This is a genomic window from Pseudarthrobacter equi (assembly GCF_900105535.1).
GTDB classification, from domain to species: domain Bacteria; phylum Actinomycetota; class Actinomycetes; order Actinomycetales; family Micrococcaceae; genus Arthrobacter; species Arthrobacter equi.
Window position 1 is genome coordinate 4378765 of record NZ_LT629779.1, and the last position, 11823, is coordinate 4390587.

The 11823-nt window shown below is 67.0% G+C and carries 8 protein-coding genes; 6 read left to right on the forward strand and 2 right to left on the reverse strand.

Translation table 11 applies throughout. The features are described 5' to 3' along the window. Nucleotides 1–17: 17 nt before the first annotated feature. The 6 genes from BLT71_RS19885 (at nt 18) to BLT71_RS19910 (ending at nt 7344) form a co-directional block, all read left to right on the forward strand. Nucleotides 18–959 (forward strand): carbohydrate ABC transporter permease, encoded by a 942-nt coding sequence (locus BLT71_RS19885; protein WP_091723595.1) that lies wholly within the window; start codon nt 18–20, stop codon nt 957–959. Next, complete coding sequence (locus BLT71_RS19890) at nt 956–1843, forward strand: carbohydrate ABC transporter permease (RefSeq protein WP_091723596.1); 888 nt, start codon at nt 956–958, stop codon at nt 1841–1843. Before BLT71_RS19885 ends, BLT71_RS19890 begins: the two co-directional genes overlap by 4 nt. A 51-nt stretch (nt 1844–1894) precedes the next feature. Then, nucleotides 1895–3613: a glycoside hydrolase family 13 protein gene (locus BLT71_RS19895; protein WP_091723598.1), complete on the forward strand. Its 1719-nt coding sequence runs from the start codon at nt 1895–1897 to the stop codon at nt 3611–3613. Between the two features lie 2 nt (nt 3614–3615). Next, complete coding sequence (ppgK, locus tag BLT71_RS19900) at nt 3616–4392, forward strand: polyphosphate--glucose phosphotransferase (protein ID WP_091723600.1); 777 nt, start codon at nt 3616–3618, stop codon at nt 4390–4392. Between the two features lie 110 nt (nt 4393–4502). Then, on the forward strand, nt 4503–6434 hold the full coding sequence (locus tag BLT71_RS19905; protein ID WP_091723601.1) for an alpha-amylase family glycosyl hydrolase: 1932 nt from the start codon (nt 4503–4505) through the stop codon (nt 6432–6434). A gap of 52 nt (nt 6435–6486) precedes the next feature. Further along, the gene (locus BLT71_RS19910; RefSeq protein ID WP_091723603.1) at nt 6487–7344 is read left to right on the forward strand and encodes a prephenate dehydratase; all 858 of its coding nucleotides are present in this window, start codon (nt 6487–6489) and stop codon (nt 7342–7344) included. Between the two features lie 27 nt (nt 7345–7371). On the opposite strand, the gene betT is transcribed toward BLT71_RS19910, so the two are convergent. Further along, nucleotides 7372–9558: a choline BCCT transporter BetT gene (betT, locus tag BLT71_RS19915; protein WP_172830073.1), complete on the reverse strand. Its 2187-nt coding sequence runs from the start codon at nt 9556–9558 to the stop codon at nt 7372–7374. 220 nt (nt 9559–9778) lie between these two features. Beyond that, complete coding sequence (locus BLT71_RS19920; protein ID WP_091723606.1) at nt 9779–11680, reverse strand: FAD-binding monooxygenase; 1902 nt, start codon at nt 11678–11680, stop codon at nt 9779–9781. Between the last annotated feature and the right edge of the window lie 143 nt (nt 11681–11823).

The window sequence follows — 11823 nt, forward strand, 5'->3', positions numbered from 1 at the left end:
CGAAACGAGGACCATCCATGTCATCAATGACGAGACCTTCCAGCGGGGCGGTGGTGGCAGCACCCCCAGCAGCGGCAACCCCGCCACGGACACGCAAACGCCGGGTCGACCCGCTCTACTACTTCTTCCTGTTCCCGTCCCTGGCGATCTTCACGCTCGCCGTGACGCTGCCCGCCGTGCTGGGCTTCGTCTACAGCTTCACCAACTCCGTGGGGTTCGGCGACTTCGAGTTCATCGGTATCCGGAACTTCATCGCAGTGTTCCGGGATGACGGAATCCTCGGATCCTACGGATTCACGCTCGCGTTCTCGCTCGTGACGGTCATCCTGGTGAACATTGTGGCCTTCTTCCTGGCCCTGGGGCTCACGTCCCGCATCCGCTTCCGCGCCGCGCTGCGCACCGTGTTCGTGATCCCGATGGTGATATCCGGCATTGTCATCGCCTTCGTGTTCCAGTACCTCTTCTCGAATTCGCTGCCGCTGGCGGGCCAGAGCCTGGGCATCGAGCCGCTCGCCACGAGCATCCTGGCCAACCCCGACCTTGCCTGGCTGGCTATCGTCCTGGTCACGGCATGGCAGTCGATTCCGAGCGCCATGCTGATCTACATCGCAGGGCTCCTCACCGTTTCCCCTGAGGTCTACGAAGCAAGCTCCATCGACGGCGCCACCCCCTGGCACAACCTCCGGCACATCACCCTGCCGCTGATCGCCGGGTACGCCGTAATCAACACGGTCCTGGGCTTCAAGAACTACCTCAACACCTACGACATCATCGTGGGCCTGACCGACGGCGGCCCCGGAGTCTCCACGCGCAGCGTCGCCATGGCAATCTTCCGCGGCTTCGAAGGCGGCGACTACGCCTACCAGATGGCCAACGCCGTGATCTTCTTCCTCATCAGCGTCACCATCGCACTCATCCAGCTCCGCTTCACCCGTGGCAAAGGAGGGATCGCAGCATGAGCACCGCGACCCGCACCATCCCAGCAAAACCGTCCGCCACCCGGAAGCGGCGGTCCGCCGGCGGCCAGGAGCGCACCAACTGGCCGGCAACCGCCATCCTGGCCGCCTGCACCCTCGGCGTGCTCGTCCCGCTCTATGTCACCGTCAGCATGGCGTTCAAGACCACCGGCCAGGCCGTCGACGGCAACGCGTTTTCGCTGCCCAGCCCCCTGACCTTTGACAGCTTCGTCCAGGCCTGGACCCTGACGAACTTCTCCCGCGGCTTTGCGATCTCCGTGTTCGTGTCCGTCATCGCTGTGGTGGGGGAGATCGTGGTGTCCGCCCTGGCAGCCTACGCAATCGTCAGGAACTGGGACCGCAGGCTCTTCCGCTGGTCCTTCTTCTACCTGCTCGCAGCAATGTTCATCCCATTCCCCGTCGTGGCACTGCCGCAGATCCAGCTCACGGGCCTGGTGGGACTCGACAATCCCCTCGGCGTCGCCATCCTGCACATCGTCTTTGCCCTGGCGTTCAACACCATGCTGTTCACGGCCTTCCTGCGCTCTATCCCGCTTGAGCTGGAGGAAAGCATGCGCATGGACGGTGCAGGGACATGGCAGGTGTTCTGGCGGCTCATCTTCCCGCTGCTCGGCCCCATGAGCGCAACGGTGGGCATCTTCGCCTTCATCGCATCCTGGAACGACTTCATGATGCCCTCACTCATCATCTCCGATCCCGAAATGCAGACCATTCCGGTGCTGCAGAAGATCTTCCAGACGCAGTTCAGCAACAGCTACAACGTGGCGTTCGCCTCGTACCTGATGGCCATGGCACCGGCCATCGTGGTCTACCTGTTTACCCAGCGCTGGGTCATGTCCGGCCTGACCCAGGGCGCTGTCAAGTAACTTCTCCGCCCGGCTCCACCAACAGAACACCAGACTCAAGAAGGAACCTTCGTGACCACCACCGCCATCACGGCACCCCGCACCGCCGCCACCTTCCAGGATGATCCCAACTGGTGGCGGCAGGCCTCCGTCTACCAGATCTATCCCCGCAGCTTTGCCGATTCCAACGGCGACGGCATCGGCGACCTGAAGGGCATCACCGCCAAGGTCCCGTACCTGGCGGAACTGGGCGTCGACGCGGTGTGGCTGAGCCCCTTCTACCCCTCCGCCCTTGCCGACGGCGGCTACGACGTGGACGATTACCGCAACGTGGACCCCAAGCTGGGCACCCTCGACGACTTCGACGCCATGGCCGGCGCCCTGCACGCGGCGGGGATCAAGCTGATCGTTGACATTGTGCCCAACCACTCCTCCGACCGCCACGAGTGGTTCCGGGAAGCCCTGGCCGCGCCCAAGGGGTCCGCGGCCCGCAGCCGCTACATCTTCCGGAACGGGCTGGGGGAGAACGGTGAGCTGCCGCCGTCGGACTGGGACTCGGTCTTCGGCGGCCCCGTGTGGGAGCGCATCACCGAACCGGACGGGACCCCGGGGCAGTGGTACATGCACATCTTCGCCAAGGAACAGCCCGACTTCAACTGGGACAACCCGGAGGTCCGCGCGGACTTCCTGAAGACCCTCCGCTTCTGGTCCGACCGCGGCGTGGACGGCTTCCGCATCGACGTCGCCCACGCACTCACCAAGAACCTCGAAGGAACCCTGCCCTCCAAGGCTGACCTCGAGGCCCGGGGCGAGGCGCTGTACCTTGCCGGCGAGCACCCGTACTGGGACCGCGACGAAGTCCACGGGATCTACGCCGAGTGGCGCACGCTCTTCAACGAGTACAACCCGCCGCGCACCGCCGTCGCCGAGGCCTGGGTGCACGCGGACCGCCGCGCCAGGTACGCCAGCCCGGACGGACTGGGCCAGGCTTTCAACTTCGACCTCCTGCAGGCAGACTTCGACGCCGGACAGTTCCGCAGGACCGTCACCAAGAACCTCGCCGAAGCCGAGGCGTCCGGAGCATCGTCCACCTGGGTCTTTTCCAACCACGACGTCGTCCGGCACGCCACCCGCTACGGGCTCCCCGCCGCCGCGCCCTCGCAGGGCGGGGAGATCATGGCCGGCCAGGCCGGGAAGCGCTGGCTGCTTGAGGGCGGCCGGCAGGAAGAAGTGGACATCGAGCTGGGACTGCGCCGCGCCCGTGCCGCGTCGCTGCTGATGTTCGCCCTTCCCGGATCCGCCTACCTGTACCAGGGCGAGGAGCTGGGGCTGCAGGAGGTCGGCAGCGAAATCCCCGATTCCGAACGCCAGGACCCGTCCTTCTTCCGCAACAAGGGCGTGGAAATCGGCCGCGACGGCTGCCGCGTCCCGCTGCCCTGGACCGCAGGCGGCAGTTCCTTCGGGTTCGGTCCGGGCGGTTCCCACCTGCCGCAGCCCGAATGGTTCGCCGGCGCCTCGGTGGAAGCCCAGGAAAACCGGGAGGCCTCCACCCTGTCCCTCTACCGCCGGGCGTTGTCCCTGCGGTGGGAACTGCAGTCAGCCGAGACGCTGGAGTGGCTGGAAACCGGGCGGGATGACGTGCTGGCCTTCCGGCGGCCCAACGGCTGGACCTCAGTAACGAACTTCGGCACCGAGCCCTTCGCGTTGCCCGCCGGCCGCCTGCTGGTGGCCAGCTCTGCGGTGGACGGCGGCGAGCTGCCCGGCGCGGCCACCGCCTGGCTGCAGGCCTAGCCGTGGGGTTCGGGCTGGGCATCGACGTCGGCGGGACCTGGATCAAAGGAGCCGCCGTCAACCTGGACAGCGGCATCCCCGCCGGCGCCGTGCGCCGCCTCCGCACACCCGCGGGCGGCACCGTGGAAGCCGTCGCTGACACCCTGGACCGGCTGCTCAGCGAGCTCGAGACCCAGGCGCCCCTAACTCCGGCCCGGCCCATCGGCGTCGCCATCCCCTCCATTGTCCGGAACGGGGTGGCGGCATCAGCGGCAAACATGGACCGCAGCTGGGTGGGGCTTGATGTGCGGTCCTTCCTCGAGGTCCGGCTGGGACGTGCGGTGTGCGTGGTCAACGACGCTGACGCTGCAGGCCTGGCGGAAGTCCGCTACGGCGCGGGGCAGGACGTCCCCGGCACGGTGCTGGTCCTGACCCTGGGAACCGGCATCGGCTCGGCACTCATCGCCGGCGGCCGGCTGGTGCCCAACCTCGAGCTGGGACACCTGGAAGTGGGCGGCTGCAAGGCGGAATCCCGGGCGTCCGCCGTTGCCCGCGAGAATGAGGGTCTTGGCTGGCCCGAGTACGCCGTCAGGCTGCAGCAATACCTGCAGCACGTGGAGTTCCTCTTCTCACCAGACCTCATCATCCTGGGCGGCGGCATTTCGGCGTGCAGCAGCGAGTTCCTCCCCCGCCTTTCACTGCGCACCCCGGTGGTTCCCGCCGGCCTGGAAAACTCTGCGGGGGTGGTGGGCGCCGCCCTGTACGCCGCGGCCGGCAGGGAAGCGCCGGCACTGCCATGAGGCCGCATCGCAGCAGTCCGCGCCGCCCAAGTGTGACGTGGCATACTTCGGTACAAACACCAGCTGCCGCTGACTGGGCGGAACCGGTGGAAGCCGGAAGGGGCCGTGGCATGCAGGAATCCGTCGGTGTGGAGGAACCCACTGCCGGGCAGGACATCCCGCGGGACGTTGTGCTGGCCGCACTGTCCCGGGAGCGTGCGGCGGGCCTGGCCGCGGACCCTGACTTTGAGCGGCGGCTGGACCGGTACCTCCCGCTGCTGGCCGGCCTGTTCCGTCCGCTGTACGGCACCCGGGCGGACTGGCAGGACCAGCTGGCAGCCCTGGTGGTCCAGGCCGCCCGGTCCTGGCAGGAGCGCGCCCCGGAACTCAAAGCCCTGGACACTGAGCGGGAGGCAAACCCGCACTGGTTCCAGTCCAACGGCATGCTGGGCGGGGTCTGCTACGTGGACCGCTACGCGGAGAGCCTGGAAGGGGTCCGCAGCAGCATCCCCTATTTCAAGGAACTCGGCCTCACCTACCTGCACCTGATGCCGCTGTTCCTGGCACCCGAGCCGCATTCGGACGGCGGCTATGCGGTGTCCAGCTACCGGCAGGTCAGCCCCAGGCTGGGCACCATGGAACAGCTGCGTTCACTGGCCGCCGAGCTGCGCAGCAACGGGATCAGCCTGGTGGTGGACTTCATTTTCAACCACACCTCGGACGAACACGAGTGGGCCCGGAAAGCCGCCTCGGGAGACCCGGAGTTCAGCGACTACTACTGGATCTTTCCGGACCGGACCATGCCCGACGCCTTCGAGCAGGACGTCCGGGAGATCTTCCCCGAGAACCACCCGGGGTCCTTCATCCGCATGGAGGACGGCCGCTGGGTGTGGGCCACGTTCCACACCTACCAGTGGGATCTGAACTACTCGAACCCGGACGTGTTCCGGGCCATGGCGGGCGAGATGCTGTTCCTGGCCAACCAGGGCGTGGACATCCTCCGCATGGACGCCGTGGCGTTCATCTGGAAGCAGCTGGGCACCACCTGCGAGAACCTTCCCGAGGCCCACACGCTGCTCCGGGCCTTCAACGCGGTGTGCCGGCTCGCGGCGCCGTCGCTGCTGTTCAAGTCGGAGGCAATCGTGCACCCCGATGAGGTTGCGCTCTACATCGACCCCGCCGAATGCCAGCTTTCCTACAACCCGCTGCAGATGGCGCTCATCTGGGAATCCCTGGCCACCCGGGACGCGTCCCTCCTCGCCCAGGCGCTCGAACGCCGGCACAACATCCCGGACGGCACCGCCTGGGTCAACTATGTCCGCAGCCACGACGACATCGGCTGGACCTTCGCCGACGAGGACGCCGCCGAACTGGGCATCAACGGCTTCGACCACCGCCGCTTCCTCAACTCGTTCTACGTCAACCGGTTCCCCGGCAGCTTCGCGCGTGGCGTCCCGTTCCAGGACAACCCCCGCACCGGGGACTGCAGGATTTCAGGGACGACGGCGTCGCTGTGCGGCCTGGAGGACAACCCGGCGGAGGCGGTGGAACGGATCCTCCTGGCCCACTCGGTGCCGTTCAGCACCGGCGGCATCCCGTTGCTGTACCTGGGCGACGAGGTGGGGCAAACCAACGACTACGGCTACGCCGGCGAACCCGGCCACGGGGAGGACAGCCGCTGGGTGCACCGCCCGCACTATCCGGCGGAGCAGTACAAACTTCGCAACAGCCCTTCCACGCCCGCGGGTGCGGTCTACGCGGGGCTCCGCCGGATGGCCGAGGTCCGGGCCGGCACCCCTGAATTGGCGGGCACGCAGCTGATCGACTTCGCCACGCACAACCGCTCGGTGTTGGCGTACCAGCGGCCCGGTGCTTCTCCGGAAAGCACCCGGGTGCTGGCCCTGGCCAACTTCAGCGACTCCGCCCAGGAGCTGCCCACGGAAACGTTCGGCGGGTTCGCCCCTGCCGCCGTCGACCTTCTCTCCGAAGCTGCGGTGCAGCTGGACGGGGGCGTCACGCTCCTCCCCCGGCAGTACCTCTGGCTGCGCGTCACGCCGATGTAGTATCCGCGGCCCGTTTTCCTAACGGGCCGCGGCGCGTGAAAGCATACGGACCATGGCCCAAAAGATTGCGTACCAGGGTGAGCCCGGCGCCAACTCCAATATCGCGTGCAAGCAGATGTTCCCCGAGATGGACAGCGTCCCCTGCGCCAGCTTCGAGGACGCCTTTGAACTGGTCTCCAGCGGCGAGGCGGACCTGGCCATGATCCCCATCGAGAACTCCATCGCAGGCCGGGTGGCGGACATCCACATCCTGCTGCCGCAGTCCAACCTGCAGATCGTGGGCGAATTCTTCCTGCCCATCCACTTCGACCTGCTGGGTATCCCGGGCAGCACCATCGAGGGTGCCACCGAGGTCCACAGCCACATCCACGCCCTGGGCCAGTGCCGGAAGCTGATCCGCGAGCACGGCCTCAAACCCGTGATCGCTGGCGATACCGCAGGGTCTGCCCGCGAGGTGGCGGAGTGGAACGATCCCCGCAAGCTTTCCCTTGCTCCCCCGCTGGCCGCCCAGATCTACGGCCTCGACGTGCTGGCCTCCAGGGTGGAGGACGACCCCTCCAACACCACCCGCTTCGTGGTGCTGGCCCGTGAAACGGCGCTGCCCGCCCGGGACGAACTTCCCGGCCCGGCAGTGACCAGCTTCGTGTTCCGTGTCCGCAACGTGCCGTCGGCCCTGTACAAGGCGCTGGGCGGCTTCGCCACGAACGGCGTGAACATGACGCGGCTGGAGAGCTACATGGTGGGCGACGAGTTCGCAGCCACCATGTTCATGGCCGACGTCGAAGCGCACCCGGAGGACTCTCCCCTCCGGCTGGCGCTCGAGGAACTGGACTTCTTCACCACCGAGGTACGGATCCTCGGGGTGTACGCCGCGGCGGACCACCGGGCGGCGCGCTCGCCGGCGGCCTGAGCCCGGGGACCGGCACGGGCTCCGGCTCTATTCCGCGCGCTTACCGTCCTCCGGTTCCACCACCGCCATGCTTCCTGTGGCCACCGGCGGGGTGAGCACTGACGCAAAGTCGTGCTGGGTGGAGTAGGTGAGGAAGCCCAGGTGCGCCTCGTAGCGGTCCAGGACGTCGTCGATCACCTGCTGGTGGGACAGGCCCATGAGGTCATAGCCTTCGGATCCCGTCTGCGCGAACACCTCCACCCGGTAGTAGATGTCCGTCTGCCGGGACATGCGCCCACCAAACATGGGCACCGGCGCTTCCACGGCCTGCACCTGGTAGTGGAAGTCGCGGTGCTCAGGGATGCTGACCACCAGGGCGTGGCTGGAAATGCCGGCGTCCGGGTTCGGCACCACGTCCAGGGTGGCGTGGTACCCCTGCCTGGCGAATTCCTTGACCACATCCGCGAGGGCCGGCTGCACGGTGCCCTCCATGAAGAGTGCCACCTGTTTCCTGGACGGGTAGGCGCGCATGTTGGCCAGCCGCTGCCGCCAGGTGCGGTCCGGCACCTGCCCTCCGTGGGCCGCCGTCGACTGCCGCCGCAGGACCTGCCCTTCGCGCTCGGCGCGCTCCATCCGGAGGGCCTTGGAGAATGACGCCATCACCAGCCACGCGATAATTGTCACCGGCAGGGCGAAAATGAGGGTGGCATATTCCATGGTGGTCACGCCGCCGGCCACCAGCATGGCGATGGTGAGCAGCGCCGTCAGGACCGCCCAGAAAATGCGCAGCCATTTGGCGCCGTCCTGCGAGGGATCGGGGATCGATGAGGAGAAGTTGGACATCACCATCGCGCCGGAGTTGGCGCTGGTGAGGTAGAAGAGCATGCCGGACAGGGTGCCCAGCCCGATCAGGAAGCTGGCGCCCGGGAACATGTTCAGCAGGGCGTACCAGCCCTCTTCCGGGCTGGCCATGGCGAGCTGCGCGAATTCCGAGTTCCCGCCCAGGACCTCGTGCATGGCGCTGTTACCGAAGATGCTCACAATCAGGAAGTCGCACAGCACCGGGGCGGTGATGGCGGCAATGACGAATTCCCGCAGGGTCCGGCCGCGCGAAATCCGGGCCAGGAACAGCCCCACGAACGGACCCCACGCAAGCCAGAAGGCCCAAAAGAAGAGGGTCCAGCCGGCCATCCATTCCGAGCCGCCGTCCTGGTAGGCGAACGTCTGCAGCGTGCGGTCCGGCAGGGTGAACAGGAAGCGTCCGATGTTTTCAACCATGGCGTTGAGCAGGAAGGAGGTCTGCCCGGTCACCAAAATGTAGAGCAGCATGGCCGCTGCGCTCCAGATGTTCAGCTCGGAGATCCAGCGGATGCCTTTGTCCACGCCGGAGGTGCACGCGGCCACGGTGAGGATGACGGCCACAACCACCAGGGCGATCTGCAGCGCCAGGCCTTCCTGCAGGCCGAACAGGATGGCGAAGCCGACGTTGAGCAGCACCACGCCAATGCCCATGGACGTGGCCACGCCGAAGACCGTCCCCACCAGGGTGACGATGTCGATGGTGTCGCCCACGCCCCCGCGGACGCGCTTCCCGAGCAACGGATACAGGGCTGCGCGGATGGACAGCGGCATTCCCCAGCGGTAGGCGAAGTACCCCATGGCCATGCCGAGGAGCGAGTACATGGCCCAGCCGGCAATGCCGTAGTGGAACATGGTCCACACCACGGCGTCCTGGGCCGCGGCCGCCGTCTGCCCTTCACCGGCGGGCGGTTTCATGTACTGGGTGATGGGGCCCGTCACGGAGTAGAACAGCATGTCGATGCCCACCCCGGCGGCGAACAGCATGGCCACCCAGGTGAAGAGCTTGTACTGCGGCCTGGAGTGGTCCGGGCCAAGGCGGACGGAGCCTTCCTTGGACAGGGCCACCCACAGGACGAATCCGATCACGACCGTGACGGTGAGGACGTAGAACCACCCCACGTTCGTGGCGATCCAGGCCACCACTGTCTTCATGGTGGCCTGGGCGGTGGCGGGTACCAGCATGGCCCAGACAGAAAACGCCAGGATGATGGCTGACGCGATGACGAACACCCGCCAGTTCACCTTAGGCTTGGATTCCTCGGCGAGCTCGGCCTTGGCCCTGCTCAGTTCCTTGCTCGAAACGGGCGGGCGGTTCTCCCCGTCGGGGGCGGGCCGCCGCCGTTCTGTTCCGCCAAGCTGGCTGCGCTGGATCATCGCTTTCGGCTGCTGGTCCCCCGGGCTGTTTTCCAATTCTTCGGCCAATGAAGTCCTCCTCCGATCGGCAGCGGGCCGGCCGGGCACCCGTGGCGGGTGGCCGCAGAAGACCCCGGTCCGAAAAAGGGAGGGAGGCCGTGCACAGAGGGGCACTCGCCGAGCGGGCTGCATGCCAATGGTAGTACACGACCCCCCACCCCTGGCAACCGGTTGCCCGGCGCTAGACTTCTGCGCGCTGGCGGCCCGCTGCCAGGAGGGGAGCGAAGAACTCCGCAAGCTCGCCCGTCGCACCGAGTGGCAGGACGTTGGCGACGTACTGGTCCGGGCGGACCACCACCACGGCGCCGCTGCGGTCGATGCCGCGCAGCTCGAAGATGTCCGCGTTGGGGTCCGTGGCGTAGACCTTCTCGTAGTCGGTGAGCTTGAACGGCCCCACCTGCGGCTTGAAGACCGCGGGCACGGCACCGATGCCGACGGCGGTGTGCGGCTGCTGGTAGATGACCTTCAGATCGAACCACGCGTCCGGGTCGGCGTCCGGCGGCGTTGCGGCCAGCGGTGAAGCCGGCGAGGCAGCGAACCACTCGGCCAGCTTGTCCGCAGCCGAGCCGGTGCCGGGCAGGGCGGCGTCGGCGAAGACGTAGATCCGCCAGCGGCCGTCTGCGGTGGCGTGGTGGCCCAGGTGCAGGGGGTTGGTGTCGCCCACCCGGACCACGGGGGCGGACTTGAAGCGCTTGCCCACGGGGAATCCGCTGGCCAGTTCCTGGTGATCGACGGAGCCCATCACCAGCGACGGCGCGTACTGGGTCATGAACCCGGCCGGGAACTCGGCCGTGCGGACGTAGAAGTCCTCAAGGTCTGACGGGTTTTCGAACTCCTCCGGCTTCTTGGCCATCATGGTGGACCATTCCTTGTCGAAGTCGATGAGGTTCCTGGCCACCACCTGGCGTTCTTCGGAGTAGGTGCTGAGCAGGCTTTCCGGGCTGCGGCCTTCCAGGACGTGGCCCAGTTTCCAGGCGATGTTGAAGCCGTCCTGCATGGAGACGTTCATGCCCTGGCCTGCTTTGGCGCTGTGCGTGTGGCAGGCGTCGCCGGTGATGAACACCCTCGGGGTGCGGGTGCCGCGCTCCTCCGGCAGGACGTCGTCGAACCTGTCCGTGAGCCGGTGGCCCACCTCGTACACGCTGTGCCAGGCAACATTGCGCACGTCCAGCGTGTAGGGGTGGAGGATGGCGTTGGCCTTGGCAATGATCTGCTCGATGCTGGTGTTGCGGACCTCGTGATGGGTGGCGGGGTCCACTTCGCCCAGGTCCACGTACATGCGGAACAGGTGGCCGCCTTCGCGCGGGATCAGCAGGATGCTGCCCTCGGCGGCCTGGATGGCGCATTTGGTCCGGATGTCCGGGAAGTCCGTGACAGCGAGTGCGTCCATGACACCCCAGGCATGGTTGGCCTGATCGCCGGCCATGGTGCAGCCGATTGCCTGGCGCACTTTGCTGCGGGCGCCGTCGGCCCCCACCACATACTTGGCGCGGACCACCCGGTCCTTGCCCTCGTCCGGGCCGGCGGTGTGCCGGAGCGTGACGGTGACCGGGTGGTCGCCGCCGCGGGCCACCTCAAGTCCCACGAAGTCATAGCCGTAGTCGGGCTTCATCCGGGTTGGCGCGTTGGCCATGTACTCGGCGAAGTAGTCCAGGACGCGGGCCTGGTTCACGATCAGGTGCGGGAATTCGCTGATTCCCATTTCATCGTCGACGGCACGGGCGGCGCGGGCAATGTTCGCATGGTTGGCCGGGTCCGGCTTCCAGAACGCCATCTCGGTAATCCGGTAGGCCTCGGCGATGATCCGCTCCGCAAAGCCGAACGCCTGGAACGTCTCGACGCTCCGCGCCTGGATGCCGTCCGCCTGGCCGATGGCGAGCCGGCCGGGACGGCGTTCCACGATGCGGGTGGTGATGTTGGGGAACCGGGACAACTGCGCCGCCGCCAGCATCCCGGCGGGGCCGGTGCCGACGATCAGCACGTCCACCTCATCCGGAAGGTCCTCGGGGCGATTGAGTCCGACGCCGGCCGCGGGCTGGACACGCGGGTCGCCGGATACATAGCCGTGGTGATGGAACTGCACGGGGTTACCTCACTTCGTTGTGGGCGGATGACCGCTGCGTCATCTCGTGGACCAAAGCCTTCGGATGCGTTCTATATGAGAACACTACATTCGATAATAGAAACGTAAGAGATGACTTCAACTGTACGCCGCGTGTGACGGAG